This is a genomic window from Kitasatospora sp. NPDC088264, from assembly GCF_040685715.1.
GTDB lineage: Bacteria > Actinomycetota > Actinomycetes > Streptomycetales > Streptomycetaceae > Kitasatospora.
The window spans coordinates 47,416-71,287 of record NZ_JBFBIR010000043.1 but is presented as its reverse complement, the minus strand read 5'-3'; the positions used below and the strand labels follow the sequence as shown (position 1 = coordinate 71,287).

Below are 23,872 nucleotides of genomic sequence, written 5' to 3'. Positions count from 1 at the left end.
GTCGCCCTGATCACCGACGCGATGGGCGCGGCCGGCATGGGCGACGGCCTCTACCCGCTCGGCCCGCTCCAGGTCGAGGTCAAGGACGGCGTCGCCCGGCTGGTCGCGGGCGGCGCCATCGCCGGCTCCACGCTCACCCTGGACGTCGCGTTCAAGCGCTCGCTCACCGTCAACGGCCTGACGCTGAACCAGACCGTCGAGTCGCTGTCCGCCACCCCGGCCCGCCTGCTGGGCCTCGCCGACTCGATCGGCTCGCTGGAGGCCGGCAAGCAGGCCGACCTGGTCGTGCTCGACTCCGAGGGCTACGACCTGGTCGCCGTCATGCGCCGCGGCCGCTGGGTCCTCGGCGGCGAGCGCTTCGACGTGGTGAAGCCCGCCTGACGGCCCGCCGGAACGCCGACGGCCGCCCTTCCCCCACGGGGACGGGCGGCCGTCTCGCGTTCCGGCTCAGCCGGTCAGCCGGTCAGCCGCTCTGCCGATCAACCGGTCGCATTCGGTTCGAGGGTGATCTGGTCGATCAGGATCGAACCGGAGGGCACGGTGAAGGTGATGGTGTTCGCCCCGGCCTGGAGCTGCGGGAGTATCCAGGTGTTGAACCAGGAGGACGCCGGGTCCTTGCCGGACGCGTAGTTCTTGAAGAGCAGCCCGCTCGGCCAGTCCTTGCCGTTCACCGAGGCGGCGCCCTTCAGGTCCCCGCCGGTGTTGTTGTAGTGCACGTTCAGCTTGTAGGTGCCGGCCGCGGCGACCTCGCCGCTCCAGGTCACCGAGCCGCCCGGCTGGAGCGTCAGGTAGCTGCCGTCGGCGGACTTGGCGCCCTTGACGCCGTTGCCGGACGGCGCGTTCTGGGCCTGGAGCTGGCCCGCGTCCACGGTCAACGGGCCGGCCGGGGCGGTGGTGCTCGCCGAGGCCGAGGCGGTCGGGGACGAACTGCCGGTCGCCGGGGTGCTGGGGGGAGCCGCGGCGGTGGTCTGGGCGCCGCCCTTGGCGGTCTTGTCGCCGTCCGGGTCGCCCGTGGAGAGCGCGATCCCCGCGCCGATCGCTATGGCCGCGACCACCGCGACCGCGCCGATCACCGCGCCCTTGCTCCGGCCGCTGCTCGACCGGTCCTCCCCCGGCTGCGGCCGGGAGTGCTCGGCGTAACGGGTCTGCTGGGTGGGCGCGGTGCCGTACTCGGGCTGCTGTTGCTGCGGCGGGTACGGCTGCTGGCCGCCGGGGTAGCCCTGCTGCGGCCCCGCCTGCTGGCCGTACTGGGGCTGCTGCGGCCGCGGCTGGTAGGGCTGCTGCCCGTACTGGGCCCGGCCGACCTCCATCGGACGGCTGTACGGCGTCCGGGGCACGCCCTGCTGTGGCTCGGCCGGCTGCCCGGAGGCACCCTCCGCCGGGCGGTAGAGGTAGCCGAACGGGTCGTCGTCCTGCGGGGCACCGCCCTCGGGCGCTCCGTTGTTGCCGGCGGTCGTCACGGTGGTCAACTCCCCCATCCGGTTCGCGCCGCCGGGATGCGGGGCCGCCGGCGCAGATCATGGACGCTGTCGTACCCGGGAACCCTACCTGTCCTTTGTGACAGCCGGAAAAGAGCCCTTGACAACCCGTGGGTAACCAGGACCGGCGGGTTCAGCCCGCCCGTCGGTGCGAACGCTCGCCCCGCGCGCCGCGCACCGCGCCGCCCCGGGCCCGCTTCTCGTCGTACATCCGCTCGTCCGCGGTGTGCAGCACCTCCTCGATGCTCATCCCGCAGCCCGCCCAGCCGACCCCGAGGCTCACCCCCACCCGCATCGCCCGGCCGTCGATCCGCATCGGCGGGATGATGGCGCCCCGCAGCCGGTGGGCCAGGTCCTTGGCCTCCTCGCGGCCGATCCCGTCGGCCAGCACGACGAACTCGTCGCCGCCGAGCCGGGCCACCGTGTCGCCGTCCCGGACGGCCTGGCTCAGCCGCCGGGCGACCTCGACCAGCACCGCGTCGCCCGCGTTGTGGCCGAACCGGTCGTTGATCGACTTGAAGCCGTCCAGGTCGCAGAAGAGCACCGCGAGCCCCTTGTCCAGCGACGCCGCGACGCCGGAGCGGAACGGTGCGGACCACGCCTCGCCGCCCGGGCCCTGGTCGGCCGGGACCACCGCGTGCACGTGCTCCCCGTAGCCCGGGGCGAGGCCGTACGGCGGGCCGCCCTCGGGCGTCCCGTAGCCGTGCACCGGCCCGCCGTACGGGTCCGCGCCCTCCAACCGGTCGTACGCGGCGTGCGCGCTGTAGGAGTCGGCCGGGTAGCCGTACGGCGCCGGGTAGGCCGGCTCGCCCGGCCCGGCGGGGGCCCCGACGGTCTGCGGCTCGGCACAGAGCCGGCGGCCCAGCCGGGCCTTCAGTTCGGCGCCGTTCGGCAGGCCGGTGAGCGCGTCGTGGCTGGCCCGGTGGGCGAGCTGGAACTCGTGCCGCTTGCGGTCCTCGATGTCCTCGACGTGGGTGAGCAGGAAGCTCGGGCCCTCGGCCGCGTCCGCCACGATCGAGTTGCGCAGGCACACCCACTGGTAGCCGCCGTCCCGCCGGGACAGCCGCAGTTCCGCCCGGCCGCTCTCGGCGCTGGTGCGCTCCAGCAGCGCCCGGTCCTCCGGGTGCACGAGGTCGGCGAAGCTCTGCTGGCGCAGCACCGCGCGGGGTCGGCCGAGCAGGCGACAGAGCGCGTCGTTGACCCTGGTCAGCTGGCCGCGCCCGGCGCCGTGCAGTTCGGTGATGGCCATCCCGCTGGGCGCGTACTCGAAGGCCTGGCGGAAGCTCTCCTCGCTGGCCCGCAGGGCCTGCTGCTCCTTCTCCAGGCGGGCCAGCGCGCGCTGCATCTCGGCCCGCAGCCGGGCGTTGCCGATCGCGATGGAGGCCTGCAGCGAGAACATCTCCAGCGCCTCGCGGGTCCACGCCCCGGGCCGCTTGCCGCTGCGCGGGCGGTCCACCGAGAGGACGCCGAGCAGGTCGCCGCCGGCGCTGTACATCGGGGCGAGCAGCCCGTCGGCGGGGTGCCAGTCGTTGGCGTAGACGGGCAGCGGGCCGTCCCCGATCCAGCGCGGGATGTCGCTGGCGACGGCCCAGCCGCGGTCGTACGGCAGGAAGCGCAGGGTGCCCCAGTGGTCGCTGACGCCGAGCAGTCGGTCCCAGGACTCCCGGGAGCCGACCTGACCGAGCAGGACGGAGGGGCCGCCCATGGTGCTCTCCTCCAGCTCCCAGACGGCCGCCACCACGAGGTCCCCGTCCGGGCGGACCAGGCTGACCGCGGCGGCGTCGAAGCCGAGCCCGTGCACCGCACCCTCGACGACGGCCTGCAGCGTGCCCGCCAGGCTGCGGGCAGCGTTGAGGTCCGCCACGACCCGGTGCAAGGTGCGGAGGGTCGCGAGACGGACGTACGGCTCCGACTCGGCTTCCATGCGGGGGCTCCCCGGCTGCTTCGGATAGTTCTTGATTGGTTATCGTCCGATTGCCAGAAGAACTGAATCACAGGGAGCACAGCGTTCGGCACGCTCGGTCAGCAATAGGCCATCACTTGTGACTTAAATCACACGACACTAATGCACCCTTAATCAGCTCATCCGCCCCATAGCGGGACATAAAGCGCTATCGGAATATTTCCCTTGGTCGACCGCATCGGCCTCGCGCTGAAGCCCGCTGCCGCCCGGCAGGCCCCTTGCTTCACTCCTGAGGGTGAGTCCCGAACCCGGCCGCAACCCCGCCCCGTGCGCCGCTGGTCCTACGACCTCGGCCCGATGCCGATTCCGGCGGACGCCGACTACCGTGCGGTACGTGTACTCGTCCCCGCAGCCCGAAGCTGCCTCCCACGCCACGCCCGACGAGTTCCGGGCGGCACTCTCCCAGCTCGCCTCCGGCGTGAGCCTGGTGACCGTCCACGATCCGGAGGACGGCGAGGACGTCGGCATGACCGCCACGTCCTTCCTGTCCGTGTCGCTGGAGCCGCCGCTGGTCCTGATCTCGGTCCGCGAGGACTCCCGGATGGACGAGGTGCTCTCCCGCACCGACACCTGGGCGGTCTCGCTGCTCACCGAGGGGCAGAAGGCGCTCGGCTCCCGCTTCGCCATGAAGGGCCGGCTCAGCGACCGGCTGCTGTTCGCGGACACCCCGCACCACCGCGGCCCCCGCTCCGGCGCCCCGCTGATCGACGGCGCGCTCGCCACCGTCGAGTGCCGCACCGAACAGCGGATACCGGCGGGCGACCACACCCTGCTGCTCGGCCGCGTCCTGGAGGCCGCGGTACCCAGCCCGGCCGGCCGGCCGCTGCTCTACTTCCGCGGCGGCTACCGCGCCCTCGGCTGAGCCGCCCCGGCTACTCGCCGCCCCGCGGCGACTGCCGCCCCTGCTTCAGCTCGGAGCGGCGCCGCTTGTTGGACAACCGGCGCTCGACCATCCCCCGGCTCGGCCTGGTCGCCCGGCGGGACTTCGGCGGCGGCGCGCACGCCTCGGTCAGCACCGCCGACAGCCGGGCCGCGGCCGCCTCCCGGTTGCGCCACTGCGAGCGGAACTCCGAGGCCTGGATCACCAGCACCCGGCCGTCCACCAGCCGCCCGGCCAGCCGCTCCAGCGCGCGCTCGCGCCACACCTCGGGCAGCGCCTTGGACGCCGCCAGGTCGTAGCGCAGCTCGGCCTTGCTGTCGGAGGTGTTGACGTGCTGGCCACCGGGGCCGGAGGAACGCGAGAAGCGCCAGACGAGCTCGGTGTCGGGGACGACCACCGACCCCCGTACGCGGATGGGCTCGGGCATGCGTCCATCATCCCGCGCCCGCACCGCCCGGTCACCCGGTTATCCGCGACGGCCGGCGGCCCGGTTCCGCTCCACCGCCCGCAGCCCGGACAATGGCGTACGTGATCGAGCTCGGCTACTCCCTCTCCAACCGCTTCCCCGACCCCCCGCAGACGGACTACCGCTCCGCCCCGGTGCGGTCCCTGCGGTACGACCTGTTCTGCGGCGACGTCTACCTGGACGCCGAGGGCGCCGAGCTGTCCACCGGCTGGGGGTGGGTGCCGGTGCTCGACTTCGCCTGGGCGCTGTGCGACATCGCCGAGGAGCTGGACCGCGACCCGGACGGCGGCCGGGCCGCCCGGGTGCAGACCGCGGACCTCGACTTCACCCAGAACACCGAGCTGCTGCGGTTCGCCCGCCGCTTCAACTGGGTCGAGATCACCGCGACCTGGCTGCCGGACGAGCCGCCCGCCGTGGTCCGCCACGGCGAGCTGCGGCGCGAGGCCCGGGACTTCCTCCAGGACACCCTCGCCGACCTCTTCGATATGCACCCCGAGCTGGCCGACAATCCGAACATCTGGTCGCTGCAGGGCCGGTTCCCCCGGATCTGACCAGGGCATTGTCAGGCCTTTGCCAGTGGATTGGCGTCCACGAAGAATTCACGGACTTCGCGGAACCAACCCACCGGGGTATTGCGTTGTCCCGGAAAAAGCGAACGAAGGGACTGCAATCGCCATGCCAGTGAGCCTTTCCAAGGGTGGCAACGTCTCGCTGACCAAGGAGGCCCCGGGCCTGTCCGCGGTCAGTGTCGGCCTGGGCTGGGACGTCCGGACCACGACCGGCACCGAGTTCGACCTCGACGCCAGCGCGATCGTCCTGAACGCGGACGGCAAGGTGCTCTCCAACGGGCACTTCGTCTTCTTCAACAACACCAGCAGCCCGGACAACACCGTCGTGCACACCGGCGACAACCGCACCGGTGAGGGCGCCGGCGACGACGAGTCGATCAACGTCAACCTGGCCGGCCTGCCGGCCGAGGCCGTCAAGATCACCTTCCCCGTCACCATCTACGACGGGGTCGCCCGCGGCCAGAGCTTCGGCCAGGTCCGCAACGCGTACATCCGCGTGGTGAACGCCGCCGGCGGCGCCGAGATCGCCCGCTACGACCTCTCCGAGGACGCCGCCACCGAGACCGCCATGATCTTCGGCGAGCTCTACCGCAACGGCGGCGAGTGGAAGTTCCGCGCCGTCGGCCAGGGCTACGCCTCCGGCCTGGCGGGCATCGCCCAGGACTTCGGCGTCCAGCTCTGACGCCCCGCCGGGCCCCTCCCGGCCCGGCACACCGCCGGAACGAGAGCGGCGCGGGACATCGGTCACACCGACGTCCCGCGCCGCTTTCGCGCACCCGGCCCGGGCTCAGGCCCTAGGGGCTCTCTTTCGGATCACGTCGCGCGCCCGGCGTGATCCGAAAGAGGGCCCTTAGCGCGAGGCACGCAGCTCCGGCAGCTGGATCAGCTCGGTCTCGTCCTCCGGGGTCAGGTCCACCACCGCGGGCGCACCCGGCGCCGGCTCGGCCGCCGGCTGCGACGCCTGCGAGCCGGCCACGGCCTCCTGCACCTCACGAGCCTCCTGGGCCTCCTGCGCCTCGGCCTTCGCCTGCGCGGCCACCGCCTCGTCGCCCACCACGTCGGCCAGGTCCGTGCGCTCGCCCAGTTCGGCGACGCTGCCCACCGCCGGCGCCGGGGCCGCCGCCCGCACGGCCGCGCCCGCACCCCGGCCGAAGAAGCTGAAGCCCGGCCCGCGCACCGCCCCGGACTGCGCCGACCGCGGCCGCTGCCGCTCCACCGGCGCGGGCGCCGCGACCGGAGCGGACGGCGTCCCGCCGAGCTGCCCGACCGTGGCGGTCAGCGCCGGGCGCACCGGCGCGGGCCGCACCGGCGCCGGGGCCTGGTCCTGTGCCTGGTCCTGGTCCTGTGCCTGTGCCTGTGCCTGTGCCTGTGCCTGTGCCACCGGAGCCTGCTCCGGAGTGGGCACCGCGGGGGCCACCGGCGCCGGCACCGAGGGCGCCACCGCAGCGGGCGCGGGCGCCGGGGCCGCAGCGGCCGGCGCCGTACGCGCCCGCAGCGCGACCTCCGAGCCCGCCGTCCGCTCCCGCCGCGCCTCCTGCTCCGCCGCCCGCCGCTCCAGCAGCCGCAGCACGGACGCGGCACGGACGAACGCGGCCGGGCTGGCCGGATACTTGGGGCGGCTCGCGGCGAGCGCCCGCTGGGCCGCCTCGGCCTCCTTGAGCGCCTGTTCGGCCACCGCCACGGCCCGCTCCCGCAGCAGCCGGGCGATCTCGGTCTCGGCCTTCGCCAGCCGCGACTTCTCCGCCGTCAGCCGGCGCCCGAACCGGGTGGCCCGCTCCTCGGCGACCTCCGCCGCGTACTCGGCCTCCGCCAGCTGCTCCTCGAAGCGCTCCTCGGCCCGCAGCCGCTGCGCCGCGGCCATCTCGGCGGCCGCCCGGGCCGCCTTGTCCCGCTGCCGCAGCAGCAGCGCGAAGCCGAGCGTCGCGACCACCGCCGCGACACCCACCGAACGCACCAGGACGGCGTCCTGACTGAAGAGCAGAGCGGCCAGCGCGGCGACGAGCAGCACGCCGGCGGCGGTGGGGGGGAAGATCCGGCCGAGGACGGAGGAATGACGGTGGCGTCCGCGAGACATGCCAAGAAACTAGCGTGCGAATTGGGGCCGTGTCAGCCCAGGGTCCTCTTCCGCCCTTGACAGTGCGCAAGTTTTACCGCACGTGCCCGGCGTTTCACTCAAGATCACGAAAAAAGACCTGTTCAGCGGGGCGAGGGCGCCGGGCCGCCCGGATCGTCGTGGTTCTCCGGCAGCTTGCACACGTGCTGCAACCAGAGCGCCGCCGCGATCACCGCGGCCCCCGCCAGCACCGCGAGCCCGGCCGTGACGGCCTGGTCCTTGCGCGCCGACACGTCCAGCTCGCCCAGCAGGAAGATCCCCGCGCCCGCGTAGACGCCGGTGACCACCGCCGAGACCAGCGCGCTGGCCTGCCCCAGCACCACCGCCCGGGCCGCCAGCAGCGGGTCGACGCCCTTCGCGCCGGGCTGCCGCTCGCGCACCGCCTTCAGCCGGGACCGCAGCGAGAGGGCGGTCGCCAACAGGACCACCGCCACCGCCGCCAGCACCACCGGCGCCGCGACCGGCACGGCCGGCAGCGTGTCCAGGGAGGCCCAGAGCTTGGCACCGGCCCAGGACAGCGCCGTGGTAGCAGCGGTGATGCCGACCAGCAGGCGTAGGCGAAGCAGCTTCACTCGGAGGAGGTCCTTCCCGGGGTTACCAGAGCCGGCCGCCGCCCGGTGGCCCGGCACGGCGGCGCCAGGCCACCGTACCGGGCCCGACCGGGCGGACACCCGCGCGAACGGCGGACACCTACTCGTACGGCCGGGCCCCCCGGTCGAGTTCCCCGGCCGCCCTCACCGGGCCGCCGGGCCGGGGCCGGTCACTCCGGCAGCGTCAGCCGGATGTCGTCCCGCCGCCGGACGCCCTGCGCGCCCGGGCCGCCGAGCGCGTCCAGCAGTTCGCCGACCTGCCCGTGCCCGGGCACCTCGGCCTCCGGCTGGGCGTCCAGCCAGGGGGCGAGCACGAAGGCCCGCTCGTGCGAGCGCGGGTGCGGCAGCAGCAGCTGCGGGTCGTCGCTGAGCACGCCCTCGTAGGCCAGGATGTCGACGTCCAGGGTCCGCGGACCCCAGTGCACCGTCCGGACCCGCCCGAAGGCGTCCTCGATCGCGTTGCCGCGCTCCAGCAGGTCGCGCGGCGGCAGCGAGGTGCGCAGCACGACGACCGCGTTGTAGTAGTTGGGCTGCTCGTCCGGGCCGCCGACGGCCTCGGTCTCGTAGACCGCGGAGACGGCCTTGATCTTGAGCCCGGGGGTGTCGGCGAGCGCGTCGACGGCGCCCTGGAGGGTGTCCAGGCGGTTGCCCAGGTTGCTGCCGAGTGCGATCACCGCGCAGCGCTGGCTGTGCAGTGTGGTGTCGGCGGAGTCCACCCGGCTCTCCAGGTCGAACGTGGTCGGCGAGGCGGTCGGGTCGCTGGTGCTCATCGAGATCCCTCTGCAACTGGAACGGGGCGCACGGCGGCGGTCATGCGCGGCCCCGGTGAATGGTCACGGTCACGTCGTCGAACGGCACGGTGATCGGGGCGTCGGGCTTGTGCACGGTCACCTCGACCTCCTCGACCGCTTCGTGCTTCAGGCACTGGTCGGCGATGCGCTGGGCCAGGGTCTCGATCAGGTCGACCGGCTCCCCCGCGATGATCGCGGTGACCTCCTCGGCCACGAGGCCGTAGTGCGCCGTGCGGGTGAGGTCGTCGCCGGACGCGGCGGGGCGGGTGTCCAGGTACAGCACGAGGTCGACCACGAAGGTCTGGCCCTCGATGCGCTCGCGCTCGAAGACGCCGTGGTTGCCCCGGGCACGCAGCCCCCGCAGGGTGACGCGGTCCAGCAAACGAATCACTGCTCCCAGTCGGACGGGCCCCACCCGGAGAATGGCATGGACGAGCGGGGCGAAGGCGGGCAGCACACCCGCCACTCCGTTTCGAATCTACCCGCGGGCGCTGACAACGTCTGACCGTCCTACCCGGCACGAACCGTCGCCACGCGCACCGGAATGGCGATTGACGTGAACGTTCGGTGACCACTCGGGAATTCCCGGGCGACCTCCCGGCCGCGTTTTCCAAAGGCCGCCCGAATCAGTCCTCGTCCTCGTCGTCGCCGCTGGTCAGAACGGGTGAACCGTGGTGCGACCAGAGCTTCCACCCGCCCGGGGTACGGCGGAACAGATTCGTCGACACGACCTTTCCACCGACCAGCGGACCGAGTTCCCCCTCCTCCTCCGCCTCGCCGCCGGAGAGGATGTTCTCGGTGCACGTGACAAGGGCCACATCTCCGTGGACCTCGGCCTCGACATCCGTCAGGAAGAACTGGATGTACTCCGTGTTCATCATGATCAGCATGTACGAGCGGGTCACCTGCGCCCGCCCGCGCAGCACCGGCCAGCCGGGGTGCACGCACACCACGCCGCCCTTGTCGTCCGCGTCCGCGGCCCCCAGCCAGGCGTCCTCGACCGCCTCCAGGTCCCCCTCCTCCAGTGCCTGGTAGAGCGCCTGGTTCGCCGCGAGCACCGCCTCCAGGTCCGCCTCGCGGGCCTGGCCGGCCGTTCCGCCGCTCAGCCTGCCGTCACCTGTCACAGACCCTCCCTCACCCCTTGCCGGGCCGCGTGCTGCCAGGCCGCGACCACCCGGACGGCGTCCGCCGTGCCGGACACGTCGTGCACCCGCACCGCCCAGGCGCCGGCCTGGGCCGACAGCACCGACACCGCGGCGGTCGCGTCGTCGCGCTCCCGGGCCGGGCGCAGCGCCCCGGTTTGCGGGTCGGCCAGCAGCGTACCCAGGAACCGCTTGCGCGATGCGGCGACGAGGACGGGACGGCCGATCGCGGTGAGCGCGTCCAGCCGGCCGAGCAGCGCCCAGTTGTGCTCGGGGGTCTTGGCGAAGCCGAGGCCCGGGTCGAGGATCAGCTGGTCCTCCTTGACCCCGGCCGCCAGCAGCGCGTCCACCCGGACGGCCAGCTCGGCGACGACGTCCGTCACCACGTCCCGGTAGACCGCCAGCCGCTCCATGTCCGCGGACTGGCCGCGCCAGTGCATCACCACGAACGGCGCGCCGGTGTCGGCGACCACCCGGGCCATCGCCGGGTCGGCGAGCCCGCCGGAGACGTCGTTGACGAGCGCGGCACCGGCCGCCACGGCCTGCTCGGCGACGGAGGCCCGCATGGTGTCGACCGACACCACGACCCCGGCGGCGACGAGCTCGCGCACCACCGGCAGCACCCGGCGCAGCTCCTCCTCCTCGGGCACCCGCTGCGAGCCGGGCCGGGTGGACTCGCCCCCGACGTCCACCAGGTCCGCGCCGCGGGCGCGCAGGGCGAGCCCGTGCGCGATCGCCTTGGCGGGGTCGTGCCAGAGGCCGCCGTCCGAGAAGGAGTCGGGCGTGACGTTGACCACACCCATCACGGCGCAGCGGTCGAGCCGCGGCAGTCCGGCCGGCAGCGAGAAGGACGGCGAGTTGCTCATGCGCCCATTATCGAACGGGGCCCCCGTCGAGGATTCTCGGCGGGGGCCCCGTTGGTCGCGGCGGTGCCTCAGGCGGCCTCGGTGACGTCGCGGGCGCCCGGGGTGGGCATCAGGCCCTCCCGCTGGCGCCGGCGGCCGAAGCGCGGCATGCCGAGGGTGATGAAGGCCTCGGCCTGCATCGCGGCGAAGCCGATCCGCGGCAGGTCCCGGGTGTTCGGGAAGACCAGGAAGCGCGGTTCCCACTCGGGCTGGAACTTGGCGTTGAACTTGTACAGCGACTCGATCTGGAACCAGCGCGAGAGGAACACCAGCAGTCCGCGCCAGGCCCGCAGCACCGGGCCGGCGCCGATCCGCTCGCCGCGGGCCAGCGCCGAGCGGAACATCGCGAAGTTGAGCGACACCCGGCGCACGCCCATCGCGGGCACGGCCTGGAGGGCGGCGACGATCAGCAGCTCGTTCAGGCCCGGGTCGGCCGCGCGGTCGCGGCGCATCAGCTCCAGCGAGATGCCGTCCGGCCCCCAGGGCACGAAGTGCAGCACGGCCTTCAGGTCGTCGCCGCCCTCCCCCTCCTCCGGGGCCTTGTGGGCGGTGACCACCACGCAGTCGTCGTCCAGCGGGTCGCCGAAGCGCCCGAGGGCCATCGAGAAGCCGCGCTCGGTGTCGGTGCCGCGCCAGCGGGCGGCGGCGTCGGCGATCCGGTGCTTCTCCTCCAGGGTGAGGTCGCTGACCCGGCGCACCTGGCAGGAGTAGCCGTTGCGCTCGATCCGCTTGACCATCTGGCGGACGTTGCGCATGGCCCGGCCGGCGAGCGAGAAGGTGGCGGTGTCGACGATCGCCTCGTCGCCCAGCTCCAGCGCGTCGAGGTCCGCCTCGCGGGTCCAGACCTCGCCGCCGACCTCGCTGCAGCCCATCACGGCCGGCACCCAGGCGTGCTCGCGGGCCTCGGCCATGAACACCTTGATCGCGCCCGGCCAGGCCTCGACGTCGCCGACCGGGTCGCCGGAGGCCAGCATCACGCCGGAGACCACCCGGTAGGAGATCGCGGCCTTGCCGGTGGGCGAGAACAGCACGCTCTTGTCGCGGCGCAGCGCGAAGTAGCCGAGCGAGTCGCGCTCGCCGTGCCGGGTGAGCAGCTCGCGGACCTTCTCCTCGTCCTCCGGGGTCAGCTCCGGCTTGGGCTTGCCGGGGCGCAGCGCCAGGTAGGCGGTGGTGAAGGCGGTCAGCAGGCCCAGCCCGCCGAGCAGGTAGGCGACCAGGTCGGACATCCGGACGTTGTTGTATCGGATCGGCCCCTCGAAGCCGAACAGCCCGTACACGACGTGCTGGAGGCGCTCGGGCAGGGCCGGGTAGCCGATCTCGTACTTGGTCCGGGTGCTCACGATCAGCAGGCCGAGCAGCACGCTGACGGCGCCCATCACGATCAGGTTGACCAGCGCCCGCCAGCGGGTGCGCGGGTCGGCCTTGGCGTAGAACTCGCGCTGGTGCACCAGCATCACCACGAAGACCGCCAGCGAGACCACCGCCGGGCCGATCTGGTGCCAGCGCACGATGTGCAGCGCGGCGCCGACCGGCAGCAGCACGCACACCGCCCGCCAGGCCCGCCGCTTGCGCCGGCGCAGCGCGTGCGCGAGCAGCACCAGCAGCAGGCCGACCATCATCGTCCCGACCGCGGCCAGCGAGGTGGTGCCGCCGGGCAGCTGCCCGGTGAAGGTGTGCATCTTGGAGTGCCGGAGCTTGGGGAACACCGCGCTGGCGATGTCGACCAGGCCGATCAGCAGACAGGCGTACCCGACCGCGCCGGGCAGCCAGGCCCTCGGAACAGCCGCCGCCTGGGTGCGAAGCGTCTGCAGGCCGCGTCGACGACGCGGCTGCTCGGGGCTCGGCTCAACGGACACGGGAACGCTCATGGAAGCTCAGCGTAGAGGCTGCGGGACGCCGTCCGGTCACTCCGGGGGAGCACGTGTGATGGACCTTCAATGCCTTTTCCTTCATCAGGCAATGCGCATACCAAGGACCCGGAAACGGTCGGTAAACCGGTGCCGTGGGCGCGCTGCGGTGGAGCCGGGGACGGAGCCGAGGGCCTGCCGCCGCGTGGCGCGGCAGGGTCCTCCGGTACGCCGTACGTACGGTGGACGCCGCATTCTAGGGCGCCGGTTGCCTGCGGCTCCCCCCGCCCTCCCAGCTCGCCCGGGCATCCGGACAGCCTAGCCGCGGTGGCCGGAGCTGACGGACCGCCAGACGATGAGGCGTGCACCGACAGTGTCCCACCGGAAGGCCGACGGCATGGAACTGACCAGCGAAGCGCTGGTGAACTCGCTGCTCGCACTCGGCGCTGCGGCTCTCGTCACCACCCTGTGGCTCTGGCCGCGACTGGCGCGCCAGCGCCCGCTGCCCGTCTTGGGCCGGATCGGCCTGCTGACCGTCACTCAAGTCGCGGTCGTGGCCGTGCTGGCGCTGGCGGTGAACAACTCCTTCGGGTTCTACACCTCGTGGGACGACCTGCTCAGCCCCGGCAGCGCCAAGCTCGCGCTGACCAGCAACGAGAACCACAAGGGCGACGCCCCGGCCTCGGACACGCAGCTCCAGCCGACCGACGAGGGCGGTCTGGAGACCGTCGCCGACCTGCCCAAGGGCCCGCCCGAGGAGGTCGGCAAGGTCGAATCGGTCCGGGTCACCGGCAAGGAGACCGGACTGTCCGACCAGCTGTTCGTCTACCTGCCGCCCGAGTACTTCGACCCGAAGTTCGCCCTGGTCCGCTTCCCTGTCCTGGTCGCCATCTCCGGCTTCCCCGGCACCTCGCTCAACCTGATCAAGGAGCTGCCGCTCCTGCGCACCGCGGCCGAGCTGCGGAAGTCCGGCAAGATGCCGCCGACCGTCGTGGTCATGGCCCGCCCGACCGTCGCCCCGCCGCGCGACACCGAGTGCGTGGACGTCCCCGGCGGCCCGCGCGCCGAGACCTGGTTCACCAAGGACCTGCCGGAGGCGCTCCGGACCAGCTACCGGACCGGCCGCTCGGCCGCCTCCTGGTCCGTCTTCGGCTACTCGACCGGGGGCAGCTGCGCGCTGCGGCTGGCGATGCGCTTCCCGAACGTCTACGGCATCGGGGTGGGCCTGCACGGCGAGTACAAGGTCAAGGCGGACCAGTTCACCGGCGGTGACCTGTTCGCCGGCGACGCCGCCCTGGCCCAGCAGAGCGACCTCGACTGGCGGCTGACGAACCTCCCGGCCCCCGCTCTGTCGCTGCTGGTGGTCTCCTCCCGCAAGGAGGGAGACTTCGCGCAGACCCTCCAGTTCGTCGACCACGCCCAGCAGGTCGCCGCGGCCAACCCGCAGTTCAAGGTCGACTCGCTCTACCTGGACGACGGCGGCCACAACTTCGACAGCTGGACCCGTGAGCTGCCGTCCTCGCTGGAGTGGATCGGCGAGCGGCTCGGCTGACGCGGGCAGGTGACGCAGCCGGGTGACGGCCGGCCGGTCCGAGGGGACCGGCCGGCCGGTCCGCTATCGGCCGATGATGAGGCTCATCGCCTCGGCCCGGGTGGCCGGGTCGCGCAGCTGGCCGCGGACGCACGAGGTGATGGTCTTGGCGCCGGGCTTGCGGATGCCGCGCATCGACATGCACATGTGCTCGCACTCGACCACGACGATCGCCCCGCGCGGCTCCAGGATCCGCATCAGCGCGTCGGCCACCTGGCTGGTCAGCCGCTCCTGCACCTGGGGGCGGCGGGCGTAGACGTCGACCAGCCGGGCCAGCTTGGACAGGCCGGTGATCTTGCCGCTGGCGGACGGGATGTACCCGACGTGCGCCACACCGCGGAACGGCACCAGGTGGTGCTCGCAGACGGACGTCAGCTCGATGTCCTTCACGAGCACCATCTCGTCGTGCCCGAGGTCGAAGGTGGTGGTGAGGACGTCCTCGGGCTCCTGCCAGAGGCCCGCGAATATCTCCTTGTAGGCGCGCGCGACCCGGGCCGGGGTCTCCAGCAGCCCCTCGCGGTCCGGGTCCTCACCCACGGCGAGCAACAGCTCGCGGATGGCGTTCTCGGCCCGCTTCTGGTCGAAGGTCCCGACGGTGGGTGGACCGTCGAGCGTCACCGGGTCGATCATGCGGGCCTCGCTTACTTGGGACGACTTTGCTGAACAGCACGGATGCCGCGTCTCCAGGGTACAAACCCCGGTGACGCGGCATCCATTCCGTACGGTGCGCGGGATCAGCCCTCGGCGGGCGGCTCCGACGTCGGCAGCGGCGGGAGCTTCACGATGTCCACCGGGGCGGTGTCGATCGCGGCGGCGCCGTTGGTGAGCGCCAGCTCCTTCGGGGACTGCACCGGAGGCCGGGTGGACGGCGTGCGACGGGACGAGCCCGTCCAGGCCGGCCGGGCCGGGCGCTTCACGATCGTGGCGAAGATCTCCGCGATCTGCTCCTTGTTCAGGGTCTCCTTCTCCAGGAGCTCCAGAACCAGGTTGTCGAGCACGTCGCGGTTCTCGACCAGGATCTCCCAGGCCTCGTTGTGCGCGTTCTCGATGAGCTTCTTGACCTCTTCGTCCACCAGCCCGGCGACCTCTTCCGAGTAGTCGCGCTGGTGGCCCATCTCACGGCCCAGGAACGGCTCCGCGTTGTCCGAGCCGAACTTGATGGCACCGAGCCGCTCGGTCATGCCGTACTGGGTCACCATGGCCCGGGCGGTGGCGGTGGCCTTCTCGATGTCGTTCGACGCGCCGGTGGTCGGGTCGTGGAAGACCAGCTCCTCCGCCGCGCGCCCGCCCAGCATGTAGGCCAGCTGGTCGAGCATCTCGTTGCGGGTGGTGGAGTACTTGTCCTCGTCCGGCAGCACCATGGTGTAGCCGAGGGCCCGGCCGCGCGAGAGGATCGTGATCTTGTGCACCGGGTCGCTGTTGGGGCACGCCGCCGCCACCAGGGCGTGGCCGCCCTCGTGGTACGCGGTGATCTTCTTCTCCCTCTCGGACATGATCCGAGTGCGCTTCTGCGGACCGGCCACGACGCGGTCGATCGCCTCGTCCAGGATGCCGTTGTCGATCAGCTTCTTGTCCGAACGGGCCGTCAGCAGAGCGGCCTCGTTGAGGACGTTCGACAGGTCCGCGCCGGTGAAGCCGGGGGTGCGCTTGGCGACGGCCGAGAGGTCGACGTCGGGCGCGATCGGCTTGCCCTTCTGGTGCACCTTGAGGATGTCCAGCCGGCCCTGGAGGTCGGGGCGCTCGACCGCGATCTGGCGGTCGAAGCGGCCCGGGCGCAGCAGCGCCGGGTCCAGGATGTCGGGGCGGTTGGTGGCCGCGATCAGGATCACGCCACCCTTGACGTCGAAGCCGTCCATCTCGACCAGCAGCTGGTTGAGGGTCTGCTCGCGCTCGTCGTGACCACCGCCCAGACCCGCACCGCGGTGCCGGCCAACGGCGTCGATCTCGTCGACGAAGACGATCGCCGGGGCGTTCGCCTTGGCCTGCTCGAAGAGGTCGCGGACGCGGCTGGCGCCGACACCCACGAACATCTCGACGAAGTCCGAGCCGGAGATCGAGTAGAACGGCACCCCGGCCTCGCCCGCGACGGCACGCGCCAGCAGGGTCTTGCCGGTACCGGGCGGGCCGTAGAGCAGCACACCCTTGGGGATCTTGGCGCCGACGGCCTGGAACTTGGCCGGCTCCTGGAGGAACTCCTTGATCTCGTGGAGCTCCTCGACCGCCTCGTCGGCGCCCGCGACGTCCGCGAAGGTCGTCTTCGGGGTGTCCTTGGTGAGCAGCTTGGCCTTGGACTTGCCGAACTGCATGACCCGGGAGCCGCCGCCCTGCATCTGATTCATCAGGAACAGGAAGACCAGGACGATGATGACGATCGGGAGCATCGACAGCAGCAGGCTGACGAAGGTGCTCTGCTTCTCGGGGCTGATGGTGTAGCCCTCGGCGAGCGTGCTCTGGTCGTTGTCGTTGATCTGGGCCTGGAGCTTGTCGGCGATCGCAACACCCTGGTCGCCGATGTACGAGGCCTGGAACTTGCTGCCGGACGGCGTCTTGCCGGTACCGGCGTTGGACAGCGTGGCGCCGTCCTTCAGCTGGATCTTGATCGTGTTCGAGTCACCAGTGGTGATCTGCGCCGACTTGACCTGCTTCGCGTCGATCGCCGCGACGACCTGACCGGTGTCCACCGTCTTGTAGCCGTTCGAATCCGAAACGACCTGCATCAAAACGATGACGGCGAGGACGGCCAGCACGATCCACATGATCGGCGCACGGAAGTATCGCTTGACGTCCATCCATGCGGGGCGTTGCCGCCCCGTCCCTCCTGCCACTCAGCGGCGCCGCGGGCTGGGTGCCGCCGGCGCATCCTGGTCGGTGCTCATGTGAAGAGCGGTTTTAATGGACCGTACCGCAGTCGCACCCGCCCATGGCGGGAGCGCAGCGACACGGCCGTCGTTCTTGGTCCCCCCGGTCCAACGGGCGGGAACCGGCTCCTGTTCCCACCCGTAGCCCGAACGGAGCCCTCAGCCCCCGTAGACGTGCGGGGCGAGCGTCCCGATGAAGGGCAGGTTACGCAGCTTCTCCGCGTAGTCCAGGCCGTAGCCGACCACGAACTCGTTCGGAATGTCGAAACCGACGTACTTCACGTCGATCTCGACCTTGGCCGCGTCCGGCTTGCGCAGCAGGGCACAGACCTCCAGCGAGGCCGGGCCGCGCGAGCTCAGGTTGCCCAGCAGCCAGGACAGGGTCAGACCGGAGTCGATGATGTCCTCGACGATCAGGACGTCCCGGCCGGCGATGTCGGTGTCCAGGTCCTTCAGGATGCGGACCACGCCGGAGGACTTGGTGCCCATGCCGTAGGAGGACACCGCCATCCAGTCCATGGTGACCTGCGAGTGCAGGGCCCGGGCGAGGTCGGCCATGACCATCACAGCCCCCTTGAGGACGCCGACGATCAGCAGATCCTTGCCTGCATAGTCCCGGTCGATGCGCTCGGCCAGCTCCAGGAGCTTGGCGTCGATCTCGTCCTTGCTGATGAGCACCTTCGCGAGGTCAGCGCCCATGTCGTTCTGGTCCACCGGGGATACGTCCTCAAACGTTCGGGGTCTGTGTGGCCGGCGGCCGACTACCCCGGGACATGCCCGCCCGTCAGTCGCCCTGCCGCCGAAAGACCAGCGTGCCACACCTGCGGGTGGCCTCGACGCCCCCGGGTAGGTGCAGCGGCCCCTGGCCGCGCCATCCGGTGACCAGCAGGTCGATCGTCTCCAGGTGCCGCGCGAACAGGTCCCCGGCCGGGCAGCCCGCCCGCAGCGCGGCCCGGCGCAGCACCCGGCGGCGGACCGCGGGCGGGAGCTCGGCGAGTTTCACCGCGTCCAGGGCGCCCTCACCCGTCCGGAGGTCGCGTTCGGCCAGGGAGGCCCACTGGTCGAGGGCGTCCGCGTCGTCGCGGAACAGCCGGGCGGTGCGGGCCAGCGCCTCGACCACCCCGCCGCCCAGGTGCTTCTCCAGCACCGGCAGCACCTCGTGCCGGACCCGGGAGCGGGTGTAGGCGGGATCACAGTTGTGCGGGTCGTCCCAGACCGGGATCGCCTGGGCGGAGCAGGCCTGCCGGGTGGCCGCCCGGTCCAGCTCCAGCAGCGGGCGGCGGTAGCGGCCCTTCTGCGCCGGCATCCCGGCCAGCGAGCGGGAGCCCGAACCGCGCGCCAGGCCCAGCAGCACCGTCTCGGCCTGGTCGTCCCGGGTGTGGCCGAGCAGCACCGCGAGCGCGCCGAGCCGCTCGGCGGCCGCGTCCAGGGCCGCGTAGCGGGCGTCCCGGGCGGCGGCCTCCGGGCCGCCGGACCGGCCGACGCGCACCGGGATCGCCTCGACCGGGTCCAGGCCGAGCGAGCGCAGCCGTTCGGCCACCTGGGCGGCCCGGTCGGCGGAGCCGGGCTGCAGGCCGTGGTCCACGGTGACGGCGCCGACCCGCAGGCCGATCTTGGGGGCTTCGAAGGCGGCGGCGATGGCCAACGCCATCGAGTCGGCGCCGCCGCTGACGGCGACCAGCACCAGCGGCGAGCCGGGGGCGGCCGGGGTCCGGGGCAGTCCGGACGGGTGCCGGGCGGCGTTGCCGATCAGGGTGGTGCCGACGGCGGCGCCCACCAGGGGCGCCCCGGCCGGACGCTGGCGGGGCTCACGCACGGGCGCGGTGAAGGTGGTACCGGCCTCGGCGGCGAGGTCGGTGAGCGTGCGGCGGACGGCCAGGCGTATCGCTGCGACTGCGGGGTGTGGACCCACGGCGGACGACTCCTCGACGGAGGGGACAGGACGGCGGCTCGCGCGGCGGGGCCGCGCAGCTTCATGAGCGCCCTGTTACCGGGCGCTCACAGATGGTGGCAGAAAGGAGCACCCCGCTACGCCACCCGCGCCACCGGTACGACCACCGTCCCACGTTCGGGTGAATGGAGAAACGTATCTTCACCCTCCGTCTGCCCGATTGGACCACTCGTACGAGCGGGTTTGACCACCACCGACCACCGCCCGGCGCTTGGGGTCCGAGCCCCGTCCGAGCCCCGTCCGAGCCCCGTCCGAGCCTCGTCCGTGCCCGCCTCAGCGGGCGACGCGGGCGACCCAGGCGGCCGGATCGTGGATCTCCTCCTTGGTCGGCAGCGTGTTCGGAGAGGTCCAGACCCGGTTGAAGCCCTCCATGCCGACCTGCTCCACCACCCCGCGCACGAACACCGCGCCGTCCTGGTACTGGCGCAGCTTCGCGTCCATCCCGAGCAGCCGGCGCAACAGCAGGTCGAGCCGGTTCGCCCCGCGGTCCCGGCGCTGCTGGAACTTCTCCCGGATCTCCGCCACGGTCGGCACCACCGCCGGGCCGACCCCGTCCATCACCACGTCCGCGTGGCCCTCCAGCAGCGACATCACCGCCGTCAGCCGGCCCAGGATCTCGCGCTGCGCCGGCGACTGGACGACCTCCATCAGCCCCGCCGACGGCATGCCGTCCCGGCCCCCGGCACCCGGCAGCCCGCCGCCGAGCGAACCCGCCGCGTCCCGCAGCCGCTCCAGCAGGGCGCCGGGGTCCACGTCGGTCTCCGCCAGGAAGGACTGCACCTCGGACTGGATGTGGTCGCGCAGCCACGGCACCGCGGTGAACTGCGTCCGGTGCGTCTCCTCGTGCAGGCAGACCCAGAGCCGGAAGTCGGACGGGTCGACGTCCAGCTCCCGCTCGACGTGCACGATGTTCGGCGCCACCAGCAGCAGCCGGCCCGGCCCCGGGCCCTCCGGCCCCAGCCGGGGCTTGTCGAACAGCGCCGCCGGGCTGTCCGGGGCCTCCAGCGAAGGCTCCGCCGGGGCGAAGGTCTCGTACTGGCCGAGCACCTTCCCGGACAGGAACGCCAGCAGCGCGCCCACCTCGATCCCGGTGGCCTTCTCCCCCACCGCGCCGAACACCCCGGCCGTCGGGCTGCTCGCCCGGCGCGCCTGGAGCTTCTCCACCAGCGGCTGGACCACCGTGCGGAAGCCGGCCACGTTCGCCCGCACCCAGCCCGGGCGGTCCACCACCAGCACCGGCGTCGCGGTGGCCGCCGTCAGACTGCTCGACCGCATCCCCGTGAACGCCCGGACGTGCTCCTCGGCCTCCAGCGCGTGCCGGCGCAGTTCGGCGACCACGGCCGCCGCCTCCGCCCGACTCACCTCCGGCCCCGGCCGCACCAACCTGGTCGCGGTTGCGACCGCGAGATTCCAGTCGACCATGCCAGCACCGCCACTCGCGCTCGTCATGCCCTCACCGTACGTGCTCCCACCCACCAGCGGCAGCCACCCGCCACGAACACCCTCACCCCGCCCCCGGCGGGGCGGGGGCCGCGGGCGGGCGGGGGCGGGTCAGTGGCAGCCGCAGGCGGCGAGGCGGGCGGCGATGCGGTCCATGGCGGCGCGCGCGGTGTCGGCGGGGGCGGTGGTGCGGGTCATGACGGCGAAGGCGAGGAGGCGGCCGTCGGCGTCGACGACGGTGCCGGCGAGGGTGTTGACGCCGCTGAGGGTCCCGGTCTTGGCACGGATCAGGCCGGCCGCGTCGGCGGCGCCCGAGCCGGTGCCGTAGCGCTTGCCGAGGGTGCCGGTGAAGCCGGCGATGGGCAGGCCGGTGAGGACCGGGCGCAGGGTCGGGTGCTGGTCGGAGGCGGCCAGGGCGAGGAGTCGGACGAGGACGGCCGGCGGGACGGCGTTGCCCGGGTGCAGTCCGCTGCCGTCGTTCAGGGACACGCCCGCCATCGGCACGCCGAGCTTGGCGAGTTCCCGGGTGACGGCGGTGGCGGCGCCCTCGAAGCTGGCCGGTTGGCCCGCGGCGAGGGCCGCCTGACGGGCCATCGCCTCGCCGATCTGGTTGTCGGAGGTGGTGAGCATGCGCTCGACCAGCCGGGCGACGGTCGGCGAGTCCACCCGGCCGAGGACGGGGGCGGCGGAAGCGGCCGGGGCGGCGGCGGGCCTGGCCGTGCCGTCGACGGTGACGCCCTGGGCCTTGAGCAAAGCGGCGAAGATCTCGGCGGCCTTCCCGGCCGGGTCGGCGACCCGGGCCGGCGCATCGTCACGGCTCTTGGGGTCCACCTTGGCCTCGTCGACCATCAACGGGACGACCAGGGCGATGTTCTGCCCGTCGTGGTTCTTGTGCTGCGGGTTGCCCGCGTACATCGACAGGTCGTAGTCGAGCTTGACGGTGGTGGTGCCGGCGGCCTTGAGGGCGGCGGCGGTCTGCCGGGCCAGGGCGTCGAGCGAGGCGGGGGCGGTGTCGGCGTCGGCCGCCCGGCCGCCGATCTGGACCTGGTCGGCGGGCAGTGCGGTGAGCGTCGGGTCGCCGCCGCCGACCAGGGTGATCGTGCCGGGGTCCGCGCCCCGGACCACCCGGGTGGTCAGCCGGGTGTCGCCGGGGATCAGCGACAGGGCCGCGATCGCGGCGGCCAGCTTGGTGGTGGAGGCGGGGGTGGCCGGGGTGTTCTCGCCGGAGCCGTACAGGAGTTGGCCGTCGGCGGCGTCCGCGACGGCGAAGGTGACGGTGCCGAGGCTCTTGTCGGCGACGGCGGCGGCGAGCGCCTGCTGGAGGCCCTGGGCGGTGGGTGCGGCGGCGGGGCCGCCGGCCTCGACGGTGGCCAGGACCGCGCCGGGGGCGGGGGCCGGGCGGGCGCCGCCGCCCGGGGCGGGGGCCGAGCCGGTGGGGCCCGTGGAGCCGGTGCCGGTGGGCGTGGAGCCGCCGGTGGTGCCGGGGGCGGTGGGCTGTTCGCCCGGGCGGGTGGCCGGGGTGTCGCCCGGCCTGGGCTTGCCGTCGCCCCTCCCCCGGCCGCCCTTCCCGCCGTCGCGGCCGTCCCGGCCGTCGCCCTCGCCGTGCTCGGTGCTGTGGCCGCCGGGGCCCGGGGAGGGCTGCGCGTACGCTCCGCCCGAGGTCAGGACCGTTCCGGCGACCAGCAGGGCCGCTCCGAACAGTCCCGCGGCTGTCCCCCTGCGGCGGCGCGCCGCCCCGACCCCTGTTCCCACCGACCGGCCCCTTTCCTGAGCACTCACTCCCGTAGGAGACACTTGGATTCTGTCAGTCCCTACCTTGGAGGAACCGTTGGAATTCGACGTCCTTATCGAAATCCCGAAGGGCTCTCGTAACAAGTACGAGGTCGACCACGAGAGCGGCCGGCTGCGGCTCGACCGGATGCTCTTCACCTCGACCCGCTACCCGGCCGACTACGGCTACGTGGAGGGCACGCTCGGCGAGGACGGCGACCCGCTGGACGCGCTGGTGATCCTGGACGAGCCGACCTTCCCGGGTTGCCTCATCAAGTGCCGTGCCATCGGCATGTTCCAGATGACCGACGAGGCCGGCGGCGACGACAAGCTGCTGTGCGTTCCGGCCACCGACCCGCGCTGGGAGCACCTGCGGGACATCCACCACGTGTCGGAGTTCGACCGCCTGGAGATCCAGCACTTCTTCGAGGTCTACAAGGACCTGGAGCCCGGCAAGTCCGTCGAGGGCGCCAACTGGGTCGGCCGCGCCGAGGCCGAGGCCGAGGTCACCGCTTCGATCAAGCGTCTGGCGGAGCAGGGCGGTCACTGAGCCGTCGTTCCGATCTCGTTCGATCAGATAGTTCTGAGCAGTTCGAGGTAGGTCGGGGCAGCCGGAGGCCGGGGTTCGCGGATTCGTCCGCGGGCCCCGGCCTTCGCCGTGTCCGGGGCCGGGCGCGGCCGTCTTGCCGACAGCCTGTCGGCAAGACGGCTTGTTAGGTTAGGCTAACCAAAACAGTCGGGGCCGAATCCGATCCTGGAGGCCGCATGCCCACGCCCGAGCCCGTCCCGTTCTCCACCGCGCTCCGCACCGCCAGCAGCGAGGAGCACGAGGCTGCGGAGCAGTCCTCGTTCATGAGCCACCTGCTGGGCGGACGGCTCGGGGTCGAGGCCTACGCCGACCTCACCGGCCAGCTCTGGTACGTCTACCGGGCCCTGGAGAACCGCGCCGGACACCTGGCCGAGCACCCGCTCGCCGGGCCCTTCATCGACCGGGCGCTGCTGCGCACCGCTGCCATCGAGCGCGACCTGGCGCACCTGCGCGGGCCGGACTGGCGGGACGGCCTGGCGCCGCTGCCCGCCACCGCCGCGTACGTCGCGCGGGTGGAGGAGCTGGCCGAGACGTGGCCGGCCGGGTACATCGCGCACCACTACACCCGCTACCTGGGCGACCTGTCCGGCGGTCAGATCATCCGCGGCATCGCCGAGAAGACCTGGGGCTTCGAGCGCAAGGGCGACGGCGTGCGGTTCTACGTCTTCGAGGAGGTCGACAATCCGGCCGCCTTCAAGCGCGAGTACCGGGCCCGGCTGGACGCCGCCGGGCTGGCGATGGACGAGGTGGAGCGGCGCCGGGTGGTCGAGGAGTGCAAGCGGGCCTTCGTGCTCAACGGCGCGGTCTTCCGGGACCTGGACGCGCGCTACCCCCTGAGCGCCTGAACGTTTCTCCTGAGGCGCACCCGCCCGGGTGCGCCAACGGATCGGCCCCGGCGAGCGGTTGCTCGCCGGGGCCGCCGCGCGTCC

General features: G+C 72.8%; 23 protein-coding genes. 7 read left to right on the top strand and 16 right to left on the bottom strand.

The window, feature by feature from the left end; genetic code table 11:
* A partial coding sequence (locus AB0O82_RS27435) for an amidohydrolase family protein (RefSeq protein WP_363586585.1) occupies positions 1-381 on the top strand: 381 nt, incomplete at its 5' end.
* 98 nt (positions 382-479) lie between these two features.
* Here AB0O82_RS27435 and AB0O82_RS27430 read toward each other — a convergent pair.
* Positions 480-1,469 carry a hypothetical protein gene (locus tag AB0O82_RS27430; protein ID WP_363586584.1) on the bottom strand — a complete coding sequence of 330 codons (990 nt, stop codon included), beginning with the start codon at positions 1,467-1,469 and terminating at the stop codon, positions 480-482.
* A 142-nt stretch (positions 1,470-1,611) separates the two neighbouring features.
* Positions 1,612-3,402, bottom strand: coding sequence for a diguanylate cyclase (locus tag AB0O82_RS27425; protein ID WP_063348239.1), 1,791 nt, complete (start codon positions 3,400-3,402; stop codon positions 1,612-1,614).
* A 373-nt stretch (positions 3,403-3,775) separates the two neighbouring features.
* Between AB0O82_RS27425 and AB0O82_RS27420 the strand changes: the two genes are divergently transcribed.
* On the top strand, positions 3,776-4,303 hold the full coding sequence (locus AB0O82_RS27420; RefSeq protein ID WP_350885220.1) for a flavin reductase family protein: 528 nt from the start codon (positions 3,776-3,778) through the stop codon (positions 4,301-4,303).
* Between the two features lie 10 nt (positions 4,304-4,313).
* Here AB0O82_RS27420 and arfB read toward each other — a convergent pair whose 3' ends face one another.
* Positions 4,314-4,748, bottom strand: coding sequence for an alternative ribosome rescue aminoacyl-tRNA hydrolase ArfB (gene arfB, locus AB0O82_RS27415; RefSeq protein ID WP_363586583.1), 435 nt, complete (start codon positions 4,746-4,748; stop codon positions 4,314-4,316).
* Positions 4,749-4,849: 101 nt separating this feature from the next.
* Between arfB and AB0O82_RS27410 the strand changes: the two genes are divergently transcribed.
* Both AB0O82_RS27410 and AB0O82_RS27405 read left to right on the top strand, forming a co-directional pair.
* Positions 4,850-5,338: a hypothetical protein gene (locus AB0O82_RS27410; protein ID WP_363376723.1), complete on the top strand. Its 489-nt coding sequence runs from the start codon at positions 4,850-4,852 to the stop codon at positions 5,336-5,338.
* 124 nt (positions 5,339-5,462) lie between these two features.
* Entirely contained in the window at positions 5,463-6,038 is a 576-nt protein-coding gene (locus AB0O82_RS27405; protein ID WP_350885215.1) for a TerD family protein, read from the top strand.
* A gap of 168 nt (positions 6,039-6,206) precedes the next feature.
* Here AB0O82_RS27405 and AB0O82_RS27400 read toward each other — a convergent pair whose 3' ends face one another.
* From AB0O82_RS27400 to AB0O82_RS27370, 7 genes are all read right to left on the bottom strand, one after another.
* Positions 6,207-7,430: a hypothetical protein gene (locus AB0O82_RS27400; RefSeq protein WP_363586582.1), complete on the bottom strand. Its 1,224-nt coding sequence runs from the start codon at positions 7,428-7,430 to the stop codon at positions 6,207-6,209.
* A 122-nt stretch (positions 7,431-7,552) separates the two neighbouring features.
* Complete coding sequence (locus tag AB0O82_RS27395) at positions 7,553-8,041, bottom strand: DUF3180 domain-containing protein (protein WP_363586581.1); 489 nt, start codon at positions 8,039-8,041, stop codon at positions 7,553-7,555.
* A gap of 188 nt (positions 8,042-8,229) precedes the next feature.
* The gene (gene folK, locus AB0O82_RS27390) at positions 8,230-8,829 is read right to left on the bottom strand and encodes a 2-amino-4-hydroxy-6-hydroxymethyldihydropteridine diphosphokinase (RefSeq protein WP_363586580.1); all 600 of its coding nucleotides are present in this window, start codon (positions 8,827-8,829) and stop codon (positions 8,230-8,232) included.
* Positions 8,830-8,869: 40 nt separating this feature from the next.
* Positions 8,870-9,229 (bottom strand): dihydroneopterin aldolase, encoded by a 360-nt coding sequence (gene folB / locus AB0O82_RS27385; RefSeq protein ID WP_063351209.1) that lies wholly within the window; start codon positions 9,227-9,229, stop codon positions 8,870-8,872.
* A 247-nt stretch (positions 9,230-9,476) separates the two neighbouring features.
* Positions 9,477-9,974, bottom strand: coding sequence for a nuclear transport factor 2 family protein (locus AB0O82_RS27380; protein ID WP_063348246.1), 498 nt, complete (start codon positions 9,972-9,974; stop codon positions 9,477-9,479).
* Entirely contained in the window at positions 9,971-10,858 is an 888-nt protein-coding gene (folP, locus tag AB0O82_RS27375; RefSeq protein ID WP_363586579.1) for a dihydropteroate synthase, read from the bottom strand. The genes AB0O82_RS27380 and folP overlap by 4 nt, the downstream gene beginning before the upstream one ends.
* 68 nt (positions 10,859-10,926) lie before the next feature.
* Positions 10,927-12,765: a phosphatidylglycerol lysyltransferase domain-containing protein gene (locus AB0O82_RS27370; protein ID WP_363586578.1), complete on the bottom strand. Its 1,839-nt coding sequence runs from the start codon at positions 12,763-12,765 to the stop codon at positions 10,927-10,929.
* Positions 12,766-13,141: 376 nt separating this feature from the next.
* Here AB0O82_RS27370 and AB0O82_RS27365 point away from each other — a divergent pair, with 376 nt between their 5' ends.
* The gene (locus AB0O82_RS27365) at positions 13,142-14,296 is read left to right on the top strand and encodes an alpha/beta hydrolase-fold protein (RefSeq protein ID WP_363586577.1); all 1,155 of its coding nucleotides are present in this window, start codon (positions 13,142-13,144) and stop codon (positions 14,294-14,296) included.
* 63 nt (positions 14,297-14,359) lie between these two features.
* Here AB0O82_RS27365 and folE read toward each other — a convergent pair whose 3' ends face one another.
* The 6 genes from folE to dacB form a co-directional block, all read right to left on the bottom strand.
* Positions 14,360-14,965 carry a GTP cyclohydrolase I FolE gene (gene folE, locus AB0O82_RS27360; protein ID WP_063348250.1) on the bottom strand — a complete coding sequence of 202 codons (606 nt, stop codon included), beginning with the start codon at positions 14,963-14,965 and terminating at the stop codon, positions 14,360-14,362.
* A 104-nt stretch (positions 14,966-15,069) separates the two neighbouring features.
* Positions 15,070-17,124: an ATP-dependent zinc metalloprotease FtsH gene (ftsH, locus tag AB0O82_RS27355; RefSeq protein WP_363586576.1), complete on the bottom strand. Its 2,055-nt coding sequence runs from the start codon at positions 17,122-17,124 to the stop codon at positions 15,070-15,072.
* Positions 17,125-17,352: 228 nt separating this feature from the next.
* Positions 17,353-17,907, bottom strand: a complete 555-nt coding sequence (gene hpt / locus AB0O82_RS27350; protein WP_063348252.1) for a hypoxanthine phosphoribosyltransferase — start codon at positions 17,905-17,907, stop codon at positions 17,353-17,355.
* Between the two features lie 70 nt (positions 17,908-17,977).
* Complete coding sequence (tilS, locus tag AB0O82_RS27345; protein ID WP_363586575.1) at positions 17,978-19,105, bottom strand: tRNA lysidine(34) synthetase TilS; 1,128 nt, start codon at positions 19,103-19,105, stop codon at positions 17,978-17,980.
* A 312-nt stretch (positions 19,106-19,417) separates the two neighbouring features.
* Positions 19,418-20,593 (bottom strand): zinc-dependent metalloprotease, encoded by a 1,176-nt coding sequence (locus tag AB0O82_RS27340; protein ID WP_363586574.1) that lies wholly within the window; start codon positions 20,591-20,593, stop codon positions 19,418-19,420.
* Between the two features lie 102 nt (positions 20,594-20,695).
* Positions 20,696-22,336 (bottom strand): D-alanyl-D-alanine carboxypeptidase/D-alanyl-D-alanine-endopeptidase, encoded by a 1,641-nt coding sequence (dacB, locus tag AB0O82_RS27335; protein WP_363586573.1) that lies wholly within the window; start codon positions 22,334-22,336, stop codon positions 20,696-20,698.
* A 76-nt stretch (positions 22,337-22,412) separates the two neighbouring features.
* Here dacB and AB0O82_RS27330 point away from each other — a divergent pair, with 76 nt between their 5' ends.
* Together AB0O82_RS27330 and AB0O82_RS27325 are read left to right on the top strand one after the other, a co-directional pair.
* A complete protein-coding gene (locus AB0O82_RS27330; RefSeq protein WP_063348256.1) occupies positions 22,413-22,904 on the top strand; it encodes an inorganic diphosphatase in 492 nt (163 codons plus the stop codon).
* Between the two features lie 215 nt (positions 22,905-23,119).
* Entirely contained in the window at positions 23,120-23,788 is a 669-nt protein-coding gene (locus AB0O82_RS27325) for a biliverdin-producing heme oxygenase (protein ID WP_363586572.1), read from the top strand.
* Positions 23,789-23,872: the final 84 nt, after the last annotated feature.